The sequence below is a fragment of the Noviherbaspirillum sp. L7-7A genome (genome assembly GCF_019052805.1).
Lineage (GTDB): Bacteria > Pseudomonadota > Gammaproteobacteria > Burkholderiales > Burkholderiaceae_D > Noviherbaspirillum_A.
Window position 1 is genome coordinate 3,853,227 of the sequence record NZ_JAHQRJ010000001.1, and the last position, 17,653, is coordinate 3,870,879.

At 62.6% G+C, this 17,653-nt stretch carries 23 protein-coding genes and 1 tRNA gene; 21 read left to right on the forward strand and 3 right to left on the reverse strand.

Features of this window, described 5'->3' with window-relative positions; genetic code table 11:
• The first annotated feature begins 9 nt into the window (after positions 1-9).
• From hisD to tatC, 13 genes are read left to right on the forward strand one after another with little or no spacing between them, the layout of a single operon-like run.
• A complete protein-coding gene (gene hisD / locus KTQ42_RS17585; protein ID WP_217346642.1) occupies positions 10-1,326 on the forward strand; it encodes a histidinol dehydrogenase in 1,317 nt (438 codons plus the stop codon).
• 15 nt (positions 1,327-1,341) lie between these two features.
• Positions 1,342-2,148, forward strand: coding sequence for a site-specific DNA-methyltransferase (locus KTQ42_RS17590; RefSeq protein ID WP_217346643.1), 807 nt, complete (start codon positions 1,342-1,344; stop codon positions 2,146-2,148).
• A complete protein-coding gene (gene hisC / locus KTQ42_RS17595) occupies positions 2,139-3,227 on the forward strand; it encodes a histidinol-phosphate transaminase (protein ID WP_217346644.1) in 1,089 nt (362 codons plus the stop codon). The genes KTQ42_RS17590 and hisC overlap by 10 nt, the downstream gene beginning before the upstream one ends.
• A 12-nt stretch (positions 3,228-3,239) precedes the next feature.
• On the forward strand, positions 3,240-3,836 hold the full coding sequence (gene hisB / locus KTQ42_RS17600; protein WP_217346645.1) for an imidazoleglycerol-phosphate dehydratase HisB: 597 nt from the start codon (positions 3,240-3,242) through the stop codon (positions 3,834-3,836).
• 28 nt (positions 3,837-3,864) lie between these two features.
• Positions 3,865-4,503, forward strand: coding sequence for an imidazole glycerol phosphate synthase subunit HisH (hisH, locus tag KTQ42_RS17605; protein ID WP_217346646.1), 639 nt, complete (start codon positions 3,865-3,867; stop codon positions 4,501-4,503).
• Positions 4,504-4,560: 57 nt separating this feature from the next.
• The gene (gene hisA, locus KTQ42_RS17610; protein WP_217346647.1) at positions 4,561-5,346 is read left to right on the forward strand and encodes a 1-(5-phosphoribosyl)-5-[(5-phosphoribosylamino)methylideneamino]imidazole-4-carboxamide isomerase; all 786 of its coding nucleotides are present in this window, start codon (positions 4,561-4,563) and stop codon (positions 5,344-5,346) included.
• 2 nt (positions 5,347-5,348) lie between these two features.
• Positions 5,349-6,113, forward strand: coding sequence for an imidazole glycerol phosphate synthase subunit HisF (hisF, locus tag KTQ42_RS17615; RefSeq protein WP_217346648.1), 765 nt, complete (start codon positions 5,349-5,351; stop codon positions 6,111-6,113).
• Positions 6,110-6,514, forward strand: a complete 405-nt coding sequence (gene hisI, locus KTQ42_RS17620; RefSeq protein ID WP_217346649.1) for a phosphoribosyl-AMP cyclohydrolase — start codon at positions 6,110-6,112, stop codon at positions 6,512-6,514. Before hisF ends, hisI begins: the two co-directional genes overlap by 4 nt.
• Positions 6,515-6,529: 15 nt before the next feature.
• The gene (locus KTQ42_RS17625) at positions 6,530-6,877 is read left to right on the forward strand and encodes a phosphoribosyl-ATP diphosphatase (protein WP_217346650.1); all 348 of its coding nucleotides are present in this window, start codon (positions 6,530-6,532) and stop codon (positions 6,875-6,877) included.
• Between the two features lie 51 nt (positions 6,878-6,928).
• Positions 6,929-7,300, forward strand: a complete 372-nt coding sequence (locus KTQ42_RS17630) for a histidine triad nucleotide-binding protein (RefSeq protein ID WP_217346651.1) — start codon at positions 6,929-6,931, stop codon at positions 7,298-7,300.
• Positions 7,301-7,357: 57 nt separating this feature from the next.
• The gene (gene tatA, locus KTQ42_RS17635; RefSeq protein ID WP_194714353.1) at positions 7,358-7,579 is read left to right on the forward strand and encodes a Sec-independent protein translocase subunit TatA; all 222 of its coding nucleotides are present in this window, start codon (positions 7,358-7,360) and stop codon (positions 7,577-7,579) included.
• Between the two features lie 30 nt (positions 7,580-7,609).
• The gene (gene tatB / locus KTQ42_RS17640) at positions 7,610-8,113 is read left to right on the forward strand and encodes a Sec-independent protein translocase protein TatB (RefSeq protein ID WP_217346652.1); all 504 of its coding nucleotides are present in this window, start codon (positions 7,610-7,612) and stop codon (positions 8,111-8,113) included.
• On the forward strand, positions 8,114-8,902 hold the full coding sequence (tatC, locus tag KTQ42_RS17645) for a twin-arginine translocase subunit TatC (RefSeq protein WP_217346653.1): 789 nt from the start codon (positions 8,114-8,116) through the stop codon (positions 8,900-8,902).
• A gap of 20 nt (positions 8,903-8,922) precedes the next feature.
• Here tatC and KTQ42_RS17650 read toward each other — a convergent pair whose 3' ends face one another.
• Together KTQ42_RS17650 and KTQ42_RS17655 are read right to left on the reverse strand one after the other, a co-directional pair.
• Complete coding sequence (locus tag KTQ42_RS17650) at positions 8,923-9,600, reverse strand: DUF2461 domain-containing protein (RefSeq protein ID WP_217346654.1); 678 nt, start codon at positions 9,598-9,600, stop codon at positions 8,923-8,925.
• Between the two features lie 2 nt (positions 9,601-9,602).
• A complete protein-coding gene (locus KTQ42_RS17655; RefSeq protein ID WP_217346655.1) occupies positions 9,603-10,781 on the reverse strand; it encodes a Do family serine endopeptidase in 1,179 nt (392 codons plus the stop codon).
• Between the two features lie 21 nt (positions 10,782-10,802).
• On the opposite strand from KTQ42_RS17655, the gene KTQ42_RS17660 reads away from it, so the two are divergent.
• Together KTQ42_RS17660 and KTQ42_RS17665 are read left to right on the forward strand one after the other, a co-directional pair.
• Positions 10,803-11,570: a Nif3-like dinuclear metal center hexameric protein gene (locus KTQ42_RS17660; protein ID WP_217347029.1), complete on the forward strand. Its 768-nt coding sequence runs from the start codon at positions 10,803-10,805 to the stop codon at positions 11,568-11,570.
• A gap of 226 nt (positions 11,571-11,796) precedes the next feature.
• Entirely contained in the window at positions 11,797-12,510 is a 714-nt protein-coding gene (locus KTQ42_RS17665; RefSeq protein ID WP_217346656.1) for a response regulator transcription factor, read from the forward strand.
• Positions 12,511-12,632: 122 nt separating this feature from the next.
• Here the strand turns inward: KTQ42_RS17665 and mscL are convergent, their stop codons facing one another.
• Positions 12,633-13,085: a large conductance mechanosensitive channel protein MscL gene (gene mscL, locus KTQ42_RS17670; protein ID WP_217346657.1), complete on the reverse strand. Its 453-nt coding sequence runs from the start codon at positions 13,083-13,085 to the stop codon at positions 12,633-12,635.
• A 257-nt stretch (positions 13,086-13,342) separates the two neighbouring features.
• On the opposite strand from mscL, the gene petA reads away from it, so the two are divergent.
• From petA to KTQ42_RS17700, 6 genes are all read left to right on the forward strand, one after another.
• Positions 13,343-13,951, forward strand: coding sequence for a ubiquinol-cytochrome c reductase iron-sulfur subunit (gene petA, locus KTQ42_RS17675; RefSeq protein ID WP_217346658.1), 609 nt, complete (start codon positions 13,343-13,345; stop codon positions 13,949-13,951).
• 3 nt (positions 13,952-13,954) lie between these two features.
• Positions 13,955-15,358, forward strand: a complete 1,404-nt coding sequence (locus tag KTQ42_RS17680; protein WP_217346659.1) for a cytochrome bc complex cytochrome b subunit — start codon at positions 13,955-13,957, stop codon at positions 15,356-15,358.
• Positions 15,359-15,377: 19 nt separating this feature from the next.
• Positions 15,378-16,136: a cytochrome c1 gene (locus KTQ42_RS17685; RefSeq protein ID WP_217346660.1), complete on the forward strand. Its 759-nt coding sequence runs from the start codon at positions 15,378-15,380 to the stop codon at positions 16,134-16,136.
• A 98-nt stretch (positions 16,137-16,234) separates the two neighbouring features.
• Complete coding sequence (locus KTQ42_RS17690; RefSeq protein ID WP_217346661.1) at positions 16,235-16,846, forward strand: glutathione S-transferase N-terminal domain-containing protein; 612 nt, start codon at positions 16,235-16,237, stop codon at positions 16,844-16,846.
• A 112-nt stretch (positions 16,847-16,958) separates the two neighbouring features.
• The gene (locus KTQ42_RS17695; protein ID WP_217346662.1) at positions 16,959-17,441 is read left to right on the forward strand and encodes a ClpXP protease specificity-enhancing factor; all 483 of its coding nucleotides are present in this window, start codon (positions 16,959-16,961) and stop codon (positions 17,439-17,441) included.
• 18 nt (positions 17,442-17,459) lie between these two features.
• A tRNA-Thr gene (locus KTQ42_RS17700) sits at positions 17,460-17,535 on the forward strand.
• Positions 17,536-17,653: the final 118 nt, after the last annotated feature.

Below are 17,653 nucleotides of genomic sequence, written 5' to 3' on the forward strand. Positions count from 1 at the left end.
CCTATCGCCATGTCCGCACCGATACGCACACTCGATTCGACCGACGCCGATTTCAATGCGCAGCTGCGCGCCGTGCTGGCCTTCGAGGCCAGCGAGGATGACGCGATCGACCGCGCCGCCGCCGGCATCCTGGCCGACGTGAAGGCCCGCGGCGACGCCGCCGTGCTGGAATACACCAACCGCTTCGACCAGCTGGAAGCGGCGTCGATGTCGGCGCTGGAAATCCGCCAGGACGAGCTGCATGCGGCGCTGGCCGGCCTGCCCGAGGCGCGCCGCGAGGCGCTGCAGATCGCGGCCGACCGGGTGCGCGCCTATCACGAGCGGCAGAAGGAGGAGTGCGGCTCCGACGGCTTCCTCTATACCGAGGACGACGGCACCGTATTGGGCCAGAAGGTAACGCCGCTGGACCGGGTCGGCATCTACGTGCCGGGCGGCAAGGCGGCCTATCCCTCGTCCGTCCTGATGAATGCGATTCCGGCCCATGTCGCCGGCGTGCAGGACATCATCATGGTGGTGCCCACGCCCGCCGGCGTGAAGAACGAGCTGGTGCTGGCCGCCGCGGCGATTGCCGGCGTCAACCGCGTCTTCACCATCGGCGGCGCGCAGGCGGTGGCCGCGCTGGCCTACGGCACGGCCACCATCCCGCAGGTCGACAAGATCGTCGGTCCCGGCAATGCCTATGTCGCCGCGGCCAAGCGCCGGGTGTTCGGCACCGTGGGCATCGACATGATCGCCGGTCCGTCCGAGATCCTGGTGCTGTGCGACGGCAGCACCGACCCGGACTGGGTCGCCATGGACCTGTTCTCCCAGGCCGAGCATGACGAGCTGGCGCAGTCCATCCTGGTCTGCCCGGACGCCGACTACATGGCGCGGGTGCAGAATAGCGTGGACCGGCTGCTGGAGGAAATGCCGCGCAAGGACGTGATCCGCACCTCGCTGACCAACCGCGGCGCGATGGTCAAGGTGCGCGACATGAACGAAGCCTGCGAGATCGCCAACTTCATCGCGCCCGAGCACCTGGAAATCTCGGCCGAGAATCCGCTGGCCTGGTCGCACCGCATCCGCCATGCAGGCGCGATGTTCCTCGGCCGCTTCTCGTCCGAGTCCATCGGCGACTACTGCGCCGGACCCAACCATGTGCTGCCGACCTCCCGCACCGCGCGCTTTTCGTCGCCGCTGGGCGTCTACGACTTCCAGAAGCGTTCGTCGGTGATCCAGGTCAGCGAAGCCGGCGCCCGCACCCTGGGCCAGGTCGCGGCCGAGCTGGCCTACGGCGAAGGCCTGCAGGCGCATGCCCGCTCCGCCGAATACCGCTACAAGAAATGATGCGCAGGCAGGCCGTTGGACAACGATAACTGGCGCAACCGCGTTTTCTGCGAAGACGCGTTGGCCGGCATCGCGCGCCTGCCCGACGGCGCGGTGGACCTGATCATCGCCGATCCGCCGTACAACCTCGGCAAGGACTACGGCAACGACTCCGACCGCATGGAAAGCGCGGCCTACCTGGAATGGACCGAAGCCTGGGTCGACGCCGCCTTGCCCAAGCTGAAGGCCGGCGGCAGCCTGTATGTGTTCCTGACCTGGCGCTACTCGCCGGAAGTATTCGTGATGCTCAAGCAGCGCATGACCATGATCAACGAGATCGTCTGGGACCGCCGGGTGCCGTCCATGGGCGGCAGCACCCGCCGCTATTCCTCGGTGCATGACAACATCGGCTTCTTCGCCAATGCCCGCGACTATTACTTCGACCTCGACGCGGTGCGCATTCCCTATGACGCCCAGACCAAGAAGGCGCGCTCGCGCTCCATCTTCGTCGGCGCGAAGTGGCTGGAGCTGGGCTACAACCCCAAGGACGTGTGGAGCGTGTCGCGCCTGCACCGCGAGCACCGGGAAAGGGCCGACCACCCGACCCAGAAGCCGCTGGAAATCATCGAGCGCATGGTCAAGGCGTCCTGCCCGCCCGGCGGCCTGGTGCTGGACCCGTTCATGGGCAGCGGCACCACCGCCGTGGCGGCGCGCCGCTGCGGCCGCGACTTCGTCGGCTTTGAACTCAACGCCGATTACTGCAAACTGATAGACCAAAGGCTGGCGGCGCTGGAACCCGCCGAACAATCCGCCGCCGACAACGTGAGCACGCCATGTCCCTGATCGAAAACCTTATCCGTCCCGACGTCCTTGCCCTGTCGGCCTACCATGTGCAGGACGCGGCCGGCTGCGTCAAGCTCGACGCGATGGAAAACCCCTACCAGCTGCCCGGGCCGCTGCGCGCCGAGCTCGGCCGCCGGCTGTCCGAAGTGGCGCTGAACCGCTATCCGACGCCAAGCTATACCGAACTGAAGGCCGGCATCCGCGGCAAGCTCGGCGTGCCGGCCGGCTATGACGTGGTGCTGGGCAATGGCTCCGACGAGCTGATCTCGATGGTGTCGGTGGCGTGCGCCAAGCCCGGCGCCAAGGTGCTGGCGCCGCTGCCCGCCTTCGTGATGTATGCGATGTCGGCCCAGTTCGCCGGCCTGCAGTTCATCGGCGTCGATCTCAGGCCCGATTTCAGCCTCGACCGCGACGCCATGCTGGCCGCCATCGCCGCGCACCGGCCGGCGGTGACCTACCTGGCCTACCCGAACAACCCGACCGGCAACCTGTTCGACGAGGCCGCCATGGTCGACATCCTGCGCGCGGTCGGCGACAGCGGCATCGTGATCGTCGACGAGGCCTACCAGCCCTTCGCCCAGGCCAGCTTCATGCCGCGCCTGGCCGAATTCGATAACCTGGTGGTAATGCGCACCGTCTCCAAGCTGGGCCTGGCCGGCATCCGGCTCGGCTACATGTCGGCAAGCAGCGCGCTGCTGGAGCAGTTCGAGAAGGTGCGCCCGCCGTACAACATCAATGTGCTGACCCAGGCCACCGCCGAATTCGTGCTCGAGCACAGCGATGTGCTGGATGCCCAGGCGGCTTCCCTGCGCGACGAACGCAGCCGGGTGGCCGCCGAACTGGCCGCGCTGCCGGGCGTCGAGGTGTTTCCGTCGGCCGCCAATTTCCTGCTGATGCGCGTCACCCGGCCCGGCCTGGATTCCGCGCCGGTGCATGCGCGCCTGCTGGAACAGAAGGTGCTGGTCAAAAATGTCGGTAAAATGCACGCTTTGCTGCATAATTGCCTGCGCGTGACGGTCAGCACCCCGGAAGAAAACACCCTGTTCCTGAATGCCCTGAAGACCGCGCTCGCTCTCTAACCTGGTTCAAACATGTCTACGCCACGCATTGCGGAAGTCGTCCGCAACACCAACGAAACCCAGATCCGCATCGCCATCAACCTTGACGGCAGCGGCAAGCAGAATCTCAACACCGGCGTGCCTTTCCTGGACCACATGCTGGACCAGATCGCCCGCCATGGCCTGATCGACCTCGACGTCGAGGCCAGGGGAGACCTGCATATCGATGCGCACCATACGGTGGAAGACGTGGGCATCACGCTGGGCCAGGCGGTGGCCAAGGCGGTTGGCGACAAGAAGGGCCTGCGCCGCTACGGCCACGCCTATGTGCCGCTGGATGAAGCGCTGTCGCGGGTGGTGGTCGACTTCTCCGGCCGTCCCGGCCTGGAATTCCATGTGCCGTTCACCCGCTCCATGATCGGCGGCTTCGATGTCGACCTGACCCGTGAGTTCTTCCAGGGCTTCGTCAACCATGCGCTGGTCACCCTGCACATCGACAATCTGCGTGGCGCCAACGCCCACCATCAGTGCGAAACCGTTTTCAAGGCATTCGGCCGCGCGCTGCGCATGGCCAGCGAACTCGATGCCCGCGCCGCCGGCACCATTCCGTCGACCAAGGGCAGCCTGTAATTTTCGGCTGACCAGCTTAATTTCTGACATGAACAAGATCGTGGTAGTGGATTACGGCATGGGCAACCTGCGCTCGGTGGCGCAGGCGCTGCGCCATGTCGCGCCGGAAGCCGATGTGCGCATCTCCGGCGAAGTCGCCGACATCAGCGCCGCCGACCGGGTGGTGCTGCCGGGCCAGGGCGCGATGCCGGACTGCATGCGCAGCCTGCGCGCCTCCGGCCTGGAAGAGGCGGTGAAGGCCGCCTCGCAGACCAAGCCGCTGTTTGGCGTCTGCGTCGGCGAACAGATGCTGTTCGACTGGAGCGAGGAGGGCGACACGCCCTGCCTCGGCCTGTTGCCGGGCAAAGTGGTGCGCTTCAATCTCGAAGGCCGGCTGCAGGACGACGGCTCGCGCTTCAAGGTGCCGCAGATGGGCTGGAACCGGGTGCGCCAGACCGCCCCGCATCCCATGTGGGAGGGCGTGGCCGACAATGATTATTTCTATTTCGTCCACAGCTACCATGCCGCGCCCGCCAATCCGGCGCATGTGCTGGGCGAGACCGATTACGGCGCCGCGTTTGCATGCGCGGTCGGACGCGACTATATTTTCGCTACCCAGTTCCACCCGGAGAAAAGCGCTGCCGCCGGCCTGCAGCTCTACAGAAACTTTGCCAACTGGAAGCCCTGAGCCAGTGCAGCCCTCGTTTATCCAACCACCAACCTTAACGTCCCACTCACTGTAGCCATGCTGCTTATACCTGCTATCGATCTCAAAGACGGTCATTGCGTACGCCTGAAACAGGGCGACATGGAGCAAGCCACCGTATTCTCCGACGACCCGGCCGAGATGGCGCGGCACTGGCTGGCCCAGGGCGCGCGCCGGCTGCACCTGGTCGACCTGAATGGCGCCTTCGCCGGCAAGCCCAAGAACGAACTGGCGGTCAAGTCCATCATCAAGGCGGTGCGCGAGTTTGCAATCGACAACGATGTCGATGAAATCCCGATCCAGCTGGGCGGCGGCATCCGCGATCTCGACACCATCGAGCGCTACCTGGACGGCGGCCTGTCCTACATCATCATTGGCACCGCCGCGGTGAAGAATCCCGGCTTCCTGCACGATGCCTGCAGCGCCTTCCCCGGCCAGATCATCGTCGGCCTCGACGCCAAGGACGGCAAGGTCGCCACCGACGGCTGGAGCAAGCTGTCCGGCCATGAGGTGCTGGACCTGGCCAAGAAATTCGAGGACTACGGCTGCGAAGCCATCGTCTACACCGACATCGGCCGCGACGGCATGATGGGCGGCGTCAACATCGACGCCACCGTGCGCCTGGCGCGCAGCATGACGATTCCCGTGATCGCCTCCGGCGGCGTGCACAACATCAAGGACGTCGAAGCCCTGTGCGCGGTGCAGGACGAAGGCATCGAAGGCGTGATCTGCGGCCGCTCCATCTACGAAGGCACGCTGGACCTGCGCCTGGCGCAGGAAAGGGCCGACGCGCTTTCGGGCGTGGAAGAGGGCGAAACCGACTGATCATGACTCTTGCAAAACGCATCATTCCCTGCCTCGATGTCACCGCCGGGCGGGTGGTCAAGGGCATCAACTTCGTCGAGCTGCGCGACGCCGGCGACCCGGTGGAAATCGCGCGCCGCTATGACGAGCAGGGCGCGGACGAACTGACCTTCCTCGACATCACCGCATCGAGCGACGAGCGCGACCTGATCCTGCACATCATCGAAGCGGTGGCCTCCCAGGTCTTCATTCCGCTGACGGTGGGAGGCGGCGTGCGCGTGGTGGAAGACGTGCGGCGGCTGCTCAATGCCGGCGCCGACAAGGTCAGCATCAACACCTCGGCCGTGACCAATCCGCAGCTGGTGCAGGACGCGGCCGACAAGTACGGCTCGCAATGCATCGTGGTGGCGATCGACGCCAAGCGCTCCGGCGAGAACCAGTGGCAGGTCTATACCCACGGCGGGCGCAAGGCCACCGGCCTGGACGCGGTGGAATGGGCGCGCAGGATGCAGATGCTGGGCGCCGGCGAGATCCTGCTCACCAGCATGGACCGCGACGGCACCCGTTCCGGCTTCGACCTGGCGCTGACCCAGGCCGTGTCGGATGCGATCACCATCCCGGTCATTGCCTCCGGCGGCGTGGGCGGCCTGCAGGACCTGGCCGACGGCGTCAGGAAGGGCCATGCCGACGCGGTGCTGGCAGCCAGCATTTTCCATTATGGCCAGCACACCGTGCAGGAAGCCAAGCAATTCATGGCGGGCCAGGGCATACCGATGAGGCTGGCATGAGCGTCAAGGCGAAATGGTTGAACAAGGTGCGCTGGGACGAGCACGGCCTGGTGCCGGTGATTGCCCAGGAGGTCGGCAGCAACGACGTGCTGATGTTTGCCTGGATGAACCGGGAAGCGCTGGCGCGCACGGCCGAATCGGGCCAGGCGGTCTACTGGAGCCGCTCGCGCAAGAAACTGTGGCACAAGGGCGAGGAATCGGGCCATGTGCAGAAGGTGCATGAACTGCGCCTGGACTGCGACGAGGACGTGGTGCTGCTCAAGGTCGAACAGGTGGACGGCATTGCCTGCCACACCGGCCGGCATTCCTGCTTCTTCCAAAAATTCGAGGGCAGCGCCGCCGACGGCGAATGGGTCGCGGTCGACCCGGTCTTGAAGAATCCCGACAGCATCTACAAGTAAAGGCAAAGCGGCACAATGAGCGACACCCTGAACCGCCTGGCGCAAGTCATCGAGTCACGCAAGCCCGCCAACGGCGGCGATCCGGAGAAATCCTATGTCAGCCGGCTGTTCGCCAAGGGCGACGACGCGATCCTGAAGAAGATCGGCGAGGAAGCCACCGAGACCGTGATGGCCGCCAAGGATGCGCGGGTCGATGGCGATGCGTCCAGGGTGCTGTATGAGTGCGCCGACCTCTGGTTTCATACGCTTGTCATGCTGGCGCAGTTTAATCTCACGCCGGACGATGTACTGAAGGAACTGGCGCGGCGGGAAGGCATCTCGGGTATCGAGGAAAAGGCCAGCCGCAGCCTGAAGCACGACTGAAGGCGGCAGCACGGAACGGGAACAAGCTCATCAATAGCAACGGAGACTGGTTTGGACAACTGTATTTTCTGCAAGATCACCGCGGGGCAGATTCCCTCGAAGAAGGTGCATGAAGACGAGGATCTGATCGCCTTCCACGACATCAATCCGGCGGCGCCCGTGCATGTTCTTATTGTGCCGAAGCAACACATTCCGACACTGGCCGACTGCACGGAACAGCACTCTGCTTTGTTAGGTAAAATGCTGCTTCTGGCGCCCAGGCTGGCGCAACAATTAGGCTGCGGATACGAGGCCGATGGCGGCGCCAATGGCTCTGGCGGCTTCAAGACCCTGTTCAATACTGGTCCGGATGGTGGACAAGAGGTATACCATCTTCATCTGCATGTGATCGGCGGACCGCGTCCCTGGCGCGGCCAACGGTAGTCCGGTCGGATCCGGACAAATTCAACCTGGAACGCAGCGTTCCGCAAGGAGAAACAAATGGGTTCATTTAGCGTCTGGCACTGGCTGATCGTTCTGGTCATCGTGATGCTGGTATTCGGCACCAAGAAGATCGGCAACATGGGTTCCGACCTCGGCAAGGCAGTGAAGGGCTTCAAGGATGGCGTCAAGGGCGAGGAAGACCGCGTCGCCGGCGCGCCGCCGACCGTGGCCGACAAGGGCACCATCGACGTCGAAACCAAAGAAAAGAACCGGACCTGAGCCGATGCGCATCGTGCACGGTAGCGCCACATGATCGATCTCGGCCTGACCAAGATTGCCCTGATCGGCGTCGTGGCGCTGGTCGTCATCGGGCCGGAAAAACTGCCGCGCGTGGCGCGCATGGCGGGTTCCCTGTTTGGCCGCGCACAGCGCTACATCAATGACGTGAAGCAGGAAGTCAGCCGGGAAATCGACCTCGACGAATTCCGCAAGATGCAGCAGGACGTGCGGGAGGCCGCCAGCACGGTGGAGCAATCCATCTCGGAGAATGCCGCCGAAGTGCGCGACGCCGTCAGTTCCGGCTGGAATGATGATTTCACCAGCGCGTCCAATCCGCTGATGGAGCCGCCCACGCCTGACCAGCATGCGGTCAAGGCCAAGGACTTTCGCAGGAAGAAGCTGGCCCGCACCTCGGCCGTGCCTTCCTGGTACAAGCGGCAGAACGGCCGCCGGTCGCGTGTGCTGTCAGGCGCGGCCCGCGTCGCCCGGCATCGCCCCTCGGGCAGCCGCAAACCCACCCAATCGTTCCATTAAATGGCTGAAGACACACAAGCCGACGCGCAGGATACCTTCATTTCCCATCTGGTCGAACTGCGCAACCGCCTGGTCAGGGCAGTCGCCGTGGTGCTGGCGGTATTCCTTGTGCTGGTCGCCGTCTGGCCCGGCCCGGGCGCGGTCTATGACTTCATTGCCCGGCCGATGATGATCGCGCTGCCTGGCGACGCGAAGATGATTGCCACCGGCGTGATCACGCCCTTCATGGTGCCGATGAAGGTCACGCTGCTGGCCGCCTTCATCATCTCGCTGCCGTGGGTGCTGTACCAGGCGTGGGCCTTCGTTGCGCCTGGCCTGTACGCCCATGAAAAGCGGCTGATTGCGCCGCTGGTGATTTCATCCTCCTTCCTGTTCATGGTGGGCGTGGCCTTCTGCTACTTCCTGGTGTTCGGCAAGGTGTTCCGCTTCATCTACGACTTTGCGCCCAGCTCGATCACCGTGGCGCCCGACATCGAGAACTACCTCGATTTCGTGATGACCATGTGCCTGGCCTTCGGCATCACCTTCGAGGTGCCGGTAGTGGTGGTGGTGCTGGTGCGGATGAATCTGATGACAGTGGAAAAGCTGAAGGCAATCCGGCCGTATGTCATCGTCGGCGCCTTCGTCGTCGCTGCGGTGGTCACGCCGCCCGATATCATGAGCCAGTTGTTCCTGGCGGTGCCGATGTGCCTGCTGTTTGAATTGGGCCTGCTGCTGGCGCCGATGTTCGTGCGGGCCACCCAGGCGCCGGAAGAGCATCCCAGCAGCACCGGCAGCACCGGCAGCTAAAGCTTCAAGCGGCCGACCGCCTACGCGTTCGGCACCTGCCGCAGCCACTGCACCAGTGGCTGCGCATCCCTGAAATTCTTCAGCACCATCTGTTCCAGTTCGTCGCCGGTCATGCCGTCCACGCTGCGCTCGTTCCACACGATGAAGCTCTTGTGGCGCACATACTCGGCATGCGGCGTGTCCGCGCCGAAGCCCTTGGGCGGCCGCGTCAGCTTGCCTTCCTGCTGCAGGTCGCCAAAGGCGGCGCGCAGTTTCCGGTTATTCAATACCGCCGAGAAGCCATCCGCATCGGCAATCACCTGCTGCCGGATCTGGCGCAGCCGGTCGGGCGGCGGAAGGTATTCGCCGCCGGCGATCAGCAACTGGCCTTTTTCATCGACGTGGAAGTAATAAGCCGGCCCGCCGCCCTGGCTGGGCTTCTTCAGCCCGCTGGCGGTAATGGCGGCGGAAAAGTGCGTCTTGTAAGGCTTGGGGTCGCGCGAGAAGCGCAGGTCGCGGTTGATGCGAAACAGCGCCTTCTTCGGGTTGCAGGCCGCCACCGCCGGATCGAACCGGGCAATGCCCCTGATCAGGCGCGTTGTCAGTTCCAGAAACTCGGCGCGCAGTATGTCGTAGCGCGGCTTGTTCATCACGAACCAGGCGCGCTGGTTGTTCTCATCCAGCTCCGCCAGGTATTGCCTCAGGTCGCGTACATGCATGTCTACTCCGCGGGACGTGTCTGCATCTTGGGACGGATGCCCACCGTCACATCGAGGCTGGTTTCGGCATTCTTGCGCAGCACCTTCATGCTGGCCTTCTTGCCAGGTTGCAGCTGGGCGATCAGGTTCAGCATCGACGTGGTGTCGTCCACCGGGCGGCCATCGACTTCCACCAGGATGTCGCCCGGCCGCATGCCGGCGCGGTCGGCGGGACCGTTGCGCAGCACGCCGGCGATGATGGTGCCCGACTTGCGCTGCAGGCCAAAGCTTTCCGCCAGTTCGGGCGTGATGTCCTGCGGCTCCACGCCGATCCAGCCGCGCACCACCTGGCCGGTCTTGATGATGGATTCCATCACGGTCTTGACCGTGGTGACGGGAATGGCGAAGCCGATGCCCAGCGAGCCGCCGGTGCGGGAATAGATCGCGGTATTGATGCCCAGCAGATTGCCGTTGGTGTCGACCAGCGCGCCGCCCGAATTGCCGGGATTGATGGCGGCGTCGGTCTGGATGAAGTTTTCGAAGGTGTTGATGCCCAGGTGGTTGCGGCCCAGCGCCGAGACGATGCCCATGGTGACCGTCTGGCCGACGCCGAACGGATTGCCGATGGCCAGCACCACGTCGCCGACGCGGGTCTGCTCGATCTGGGCCAGGGTGATGGTGGGCAGATCCTTCAGGTCCACCTTGATCACCGCCAGATCGGTTTCCGGATCGGTGCCGACCAGGCGGGCCGCGGCCTTGCGGCCGTCGGCCAGCGCGATCTCGATCTCGTCGGCCGCTTCCACCACATGGTTATTGGTCAGGATGTAGCCTTCGGAACTGACGATCACGCCCGAGCCCAGGCTGGACTGCTTTTCCTCCTGCTCGCCCTGGCGCTCGCCGAAGAAGCGGCGCAGGAAGGGGTCGTCCAGCAGCGGATTGCGCGCCGGGCGCACGCCCTTGCTGGTGAAGATGTTGACCACCGCTGGCATGGCCCGCTGCGACGCGTCGCGGTAGCTGCTGCCCTGCTGCACCCTGGGTGACGCGGTGGATTCCTGCATCGGGACATTGCCGGTATTCAGGGTGACCGGCTGAGTGCCGCCATGGATGCGCGGCGCCCAGTCCGGCTTGAGTGTCGCTACAATGAACCACAGCGCCAGACCGACAGTGACGGTTTGGGCAAACAATAACCAGAGACGTTGCATAAAGAGAGAAGGGTGAATGAATTGAGTGAGCCATCCGTGGATCGCCGGGCGCTGTCGGATTATCTGGCTTGTCTGCTTGATATCAGCCGCATCCGTGATTTTAGCCCAAACGGTTTGCAGGTCGAGGGACGCGACCGCATTGCCAGTATCGTCACCGGCGTTACCGCCAGCGCCGCGCTGATCGACGCCGCCTTGGAAGAAGGCGCCGATGCGATTCTCGTGCATCACGGCTATTTCTGGCGCGGCGAGGATGGCCGGATTACCGGCATCCGGCGCCAGCGCCTGAAGCGGCTGCTGGCCAATGACGTCAATCTCTTCGCCTATCATCTGCCGCTGGATGTGCATCCGGAGCTGGGCAACAATGCCCAGCTTGGACGGCAACTCGGTCTGAACGCCCAGTCCCGCTTCGGCGAAAACGACCTCGGCTGGCTTGGCGCGCCGGAAGACGCGGCGGTGCGCACGGTCGGGGACCTGGCGCGGCGGATCGAGCAGCGGCTGGGACGCTCGCCCATGGTCATCGGCGATGCCGGGCAGCTTCTTGGACAGGTGGGATGGTGCACCGGAGCGGCGCAGGGTTATCTCGACGATGCGATCGCCGCCGGCGCCGGCACCTATCTCAGCGGAGAAATCTCGGAGCAAACCGTGCATCTGGCGCGCGAAACCGGCGTGGCCTATCTGGCCTGCGGCCATCATGCAACCGAACGGTATGGCATACAGGCGCTCGGCCAGCATCTCGCCGGCCAGTTCGGCATCGCGCATCGTTTCATCGATATCGACAATCCGGTCTAGATCCAGGCCGATTCCTGTCATGTGACTTCTGCCATGGCGACAGATCCGCGAACCTGAAGGCCAGGCGAGAAATATCTGATGTCTTCGCATTTTTGCCAGCCTGATGTTACGAAGGCCCGGCTTCACACAGATTGCGTAACTTCGGCATGCGCCTACCGGTAATCGTTCGACAGTTCGCAGTTAGGCGCTCACCAAGGCGCTCATTCACGGCACAGACAGGAAAACCATGATGTCGCAAGCAGCAGTCCGGCAACCGATCAACGTCATGATTGTTGAGGACGATAACGTTACCCGCAAGTATCTCGCAGCGGCCATCCAGTCCGAGCCAGCGCTACAGCTGGTTGCCTCCTTCGATAGCGTCCAGCCGGCGCTGGCCTGGCTGGTGTCCACGCCGGTGGATCTGCTGCTGACCGACCTTGGCCTGCCCGACGGATCCGGCGTGGATGTGATTCGCGCCTGTGTCGGCCGCTGGCCGGATTGCGGCATTCTGGTCATTACCATGTCCAGCGATGAGGATAGCGTACTGGCATGCATCGAAGCCGGCGCGGCCGGCTATGTGCTGAAGGACGCCGGACATCTGGACATCGTGCGTGCATTGATGGACCTGCACTCGGGTGGCTCGCCCATCAGCCCGCTGATCGCCAGGAAAGTCCTGGGCCGGATGCGCGACGCCATGCCAGCGTCGTCTGCGCCAGCCAGCAATGCGGATGCACGCTCTCTGCTCACGCGGCGCGAGGCGGCGATTCTCAACCTGATTGCCCGTGGCGACAGCTATGGCGAAGTGGCGCGGACACTGTCCGTATCGGTCGGCACGGTGCAGACCCATGTGAAGAACATTTACGGCAAGCTGTCCGTGCATTCCCGCGGAGAAGCGGTATTCGAGGCGCAGCGCCGCGGCTTGCTCCGGATGGCGACATTGAAAGCGCGCGAACCCGGCTGAGGCCAAGACTTTTCCGGCTGCGGGGTGGCCGGACAAGAACGCCGGGCAGTTGATTCAGCGGGCCGCAGCGGATCCAGCGATTTCTGGCGCCAAGTGATTGCGCTGCTGCCGTTTCGGGCTGCTCAACGCAGATTTTCCGGCCGACGCAGGGCGTCGCGGATTTCGCGCAGCAGCAGGATGTCCTCGGACGGCGGCGCGGCCGGGGCGGCGTCTTCCACTTCCTGCTGCCTGCGGAAGGACAGGGTGCGCGCCTTGTTGATCAGCCTGACCATCTGAAAAATGATGAAGGCCAGAATGATGAAGTTCAGCAGGATGGTGAGGAAATTGCCGTATGCCAGAACGGCGCCGGCCTTCTTGGCTTCGGCGAGCGTGAGATTCATGCCCTGGTTATTCAGCGGCAAATAATAATTCGAGAAATCCAGGCCACCGAAAATCTTTCCCACCACCGGCATGATCACATCCTGGACCAGGGAATCGACGATCTTGCCGAAGGCGGCGCCAATGATGACGGCGACTGCAAGGTCCACTACATTGCCCTTGACTGCAAATGCCTTGAATTCCTGCAGCATGCTCATTGCGACTCTCCTATGGTTAGTGATCGAAGGTGGTAATGGAAACCGCCGTTGGCGCGGAAGTTTCCTTGACCGGATTGTTACGCGGCAGTATCCCACAGGACCCCACAGTTCACCTCATCGGTGCGTTTATCGGTGTCTTTGCATGTTTATTGCGCACAGGAAGATGTATTTTCTTTAAAACAGGTCGACGCTCCGATATAATTTAAGGTTGCTAGAAGTTTCGTTCAGATTTCGCATTTTGACTGATTGGGGTTGGTATGAGTAACGATAAACAGGTCGATTCCGGTCGACGTGTCCTGCTTGCTGCCACATGTGCGGCTGGCGGAGTTGCAGGGCTGGCTACGGCAGGGGCCTTTGTGTCCACCTTCCAGCCGTCAGAGCGCGCGAAGGCAGCCGGCGCGCCGGTTGAAGTCGATATCGCCGGCATGGCGCCGGGCGAGCTCAAGACCGTCGAATGGCGCGGCAAGCCGGTATGGATATTGAAGCGCTCGCCGGAAATGGTGTCGGCGCTGCCCAAGCTGGACGATCAGCTGGCCGATCCCAAATCGCAGCGCAATCCGGACGAACTTACGCCTGAATATGCGCGTAACGAATATCGTTCCATCAAGCCCGACATTCTGGTCGCGGTCGGCATCTGCACCCATCTGGGCTGCTCCCCGACCACCAAGCTCCAGCCGGGACCGCAGCCTTCGCTGCCCGACGACTGGCAGGGCGGTTTCCTGTGCCCCTGCCACGGCTCGACCTTCGATATGGCCGGCCGCGTCTACAAGAACAAGCCGGCGCCTGACAATCTTCAGGTGCCACGTCACATGTATGCCGGCGACACCAAGCTTGTCATCGGCAAGGACGAGAAAGGTGAGGCATAAATCATGGGATTCGTGGAGAAGAAGTTGCCGCCCGACGCGCCAGTCAGCGCCAAGGCACTGAACTGGGTCGATTCCAGGTTTCCGCTGAGCAAGCTGTGGAATGACCAGTGGGGCCAGTACTATGCGCCCAAGAATTTCAACTGGTGGTACATCTTCGGTTCGCTGGCCATGCTGGTGCTGGTCATCCAGATCGTCACCGGCATTTTCCTGGTGATGCATTACAAGCCCGATGCCAACCTGGCCTTCGCGTCCGTTGAGTACATCATGCGCGACGTGCCGTGGGGCTGGCTGGTGCGCTACATGCACTCCACCGGCGCTTCCGCCTTCTTCATCGTGGTTTACCTGCACATGACCCGCGCCCTGCTGTACGGCTCCTACCGCAAGCCGCGCGAGCTGATCTGGCTGTTCGGCGTCGGCATCTTCCTGGCGTTGATGGGCGAGGCCTTCTTCGGCTACCTGCTGCCATGGGGCCAGATGTCCTACTGGGGCGCGCAGGTGATCGTGAACCTGTTCTCGGCGATTCCCTTCATCGGTCCTGACCTGTCGCTGTGGATCCGTGGAGACTACGTGGTGTCCGATGCCACCCTGAACCGCTTCTTCGCCTTCCACGTGATTGCGATTCCGCTGGTGCTGCTGGGCCTCGTTGCCGCCCACCTGATCGCGCTGCATGAAGTGGGCTCGAACAATCCCGACGGCATCGAAGTCAAGGACAACCTCGGTCCGGACGGCCATCCGGTCGACGCGATTCCCTCGCATCCCTACTACACCGTGCATGATGCATTCGGCGTGACCATCTTCCTGACGATATTCAGCGCAGTGATCTTCTTTGCGCCGGAAATGGGCGGTTACTTCCTGGAGTACAACAACTTCCTGCCGGCCGACTCGCTGAAGACGCCGCCGCATATTGCCCCGGTCTGGTACTTCACGCCTTACTACTCGGTGCTGCGTGCCACCACCTCGCAATTCATGTATGCGCTGATGGCCGGCGTGGCTGCCTATGTCGCGCTGCTGATCCTGAAATCCCGCCTGTCCGGCCTGATGAAGATGGTGGCGGCGGTGATTGGCCTGGCCGTGATCGTCGGCATGCTGGTGTTCGACGCCAAGTTCTGGGGCGTGGTGCTGATGGGCGCGTCGGTCGTGATCCTGGCCGGCATGCCCTGGCTGGATCATTCCCCGGTGCGTTCCATCCGTTATCGCCCCACCTGGCACAAATATGTGCTGATCCTGTTCGGCATCACCTTCGTCGTGCTGGGCTATCTGGGCGTGCAGGCGCCGACCGCCGGCCGCACCCTGCTGTCGCAGGTATGCACCTTCATCTACTTCGGCTTTTTCCTGCTGATGCCATGGTGGAGCCGCGCCGGCCAGTTCAAGCCGGTCCCGAGCCGCGTCACGTTCCATCCGCACTAAGCCGCAAAGGATCACAAGAATGAAATTTTTCAACAAACTGATTGCGGCATTGGTCCTGCTGCCAGCGTTCGCGCTGGCAAGCGAAGGCGGTTTTCCGCTGGACCGCGCACCTGAACGCACCGACCTGGCATCCCTGCAGAACGGCGCGAAACTGTTCGTCAACTACTGCCTGAACTGTCACTCGGCGTCGGCCATGCGTTATAACCGCCTGCGCGACATCGGCCTGTCGGAAGACCAGATCAAGGCCAACCTGCTGTTTACGACGGACAAGGTGGGCGACCTGATGAAGTCGGCAATGACGCCGGTCGACGGCAAGGCCTGGTTTGGCGCCGCGCCGCCGGATCTGTCGGTGATCTCGCGCGCCAAGTCGTCCGAAGCCGGCAGTGGCCCCGACTACATCTATACCTATCTGCGTACCTACTACGCCGACAACACTCGCCCTACCGGCTGGAACAACCTGGTCTATCCCAATGTCGCCATGCCGCATGTGCTGTGGCAGCTGCAGGGCATCCGCAATGCCAAGTTTGTCGAAGAGAAGGATGAGCACACTGGCGAGGTCGTGCACAAGTTCGCCGGTTTTGAGCAGGTCAAGCCGGGCACCATGTCCGCGCTCGACTACGATACCGCGGTCGCAGATCTGGTGTCGTACATGAGCTGGATGGCCGAGCCGGCCCAGAACAAGCGTCGCCAGCTGGGCGTCTGGGTGCTGCTGTTCATGGGTGTTCTGCTGGTGCTGGTATGGCGTTTGAGCGCAACCTACTGGAAGAGCGTCAAATAAAGAGTCTGGCCTGTTACCTGCCTTTCTCTGCAGGCGACAGGTGATCCAGGGGTGAGGCGTTCCGGCCTCACCCTATTTGTTTTTAAGGAACTGCAAAAATGATGGTTCTCTACTCGGGCACAACCTGCCCATTTTCCCAACGTTGCCGCCTGGTCCTGTTTGAAAAAGGCATGGACTTCGAAGTGCGCGATGTCGACCTCTTCAACAAGCCGGAAGATATCTCCACGATGAATCCATACGGCCAGGTGCCGATTCTGGTCGAGCGCGAACTCGTGCTCTACGAGTCCAACATCATCAATGAGTACATCGACGAGCGTTTCCCGCATCCGCAACTGATGCCGGCCGACCCGCTGATGCGGGCGCGCGCGCGCCTGATGCTGTTCAACTTTGAAAAAGAGTTGTTCGTCCACGTGCACACGCTGGAAAACGAAAAGACCAAGGCGGGCGACAAGAGCCTGGACAAGGCGCGCAATGAAATTCGCGATCGCCTGACGCAGCTTGCGCCATTGTTCCTGAAGAACAAGTACATGCTGGGTGACGAGTTCTCCATGCTGGACGTGGCAGTAGCGCCCTTGCTCTGGCGTCTCGACCATTACGGCATCGAGCTCTCCAAAACGGCTGCGCCACTGATGAAATATGCTGAACGCATCTTCTCGCGTCCAGCGTATATCGAAGCGCTGACGCCGTCCGAGAAAGTCATGCGCCGGTAATTGCGCTGTTGCCCTCGCACTGTTCCTGTCCTATGGTGCATGTGGCGCCTGCGTAAGCTGCGCCATGTGCCCACAGACGCCTCTTGTCGTGTCAGCCGGTAAACCGTGAACTATGTCAGAAACCTCAACCAAGCCCTATCTGTTACGCGCTATCTACGAATGGTGTACCGATAACGGTTACACGCCTTACCTGGCAGCGATGGTGGATAGCCAGACCCAGGTGCCGATGGAATTCGTCAAGAATGGCGAAATCGTACTCAACATCAGCTTCAGCGCGACCAGTGGTTTGAAGATGGACAATGACTTCATTCACTTTCACGCGCGTTTCGCCGGCGTGTCGCGGGAAATCTTTGTGCCCGTCGATAACGTCGTAGCGATCTACGCACGCGAAAACGGGCAAGGCATGGCATTCGAAGTCACCCGCAAACCGGAATCCGCCGACCAGCCCGTGGCACCACAAGCCGAACCGCCCACGCTCACTGCGGTGCCATCATCCCAGTCGGAAAGTGCCGAGACGGAAACCGACCCGGCGCCAGACGACACGCCGGAGCCGCCGAAAAAGGGTGGCCGCCCGACCCTGACACGTATCAAATAACGTATAATTTCGCTCTTTGCCGGCTTAGCTCATCAGGTAGAGCACATGATTTGTAATCATGGGGTGGCGGGTTCGAGTCCTGCAGCCGGCACCATAAATTAAATCGAAGCCCAGCTTAATCCGCTGGGCTTTTTGTTTTCTGGCGCAACGCCTGGGCATTCATCGTCCTCGGCAACCATTGCCACCTTTAATTTCGAAGCCTGTCATTTTCC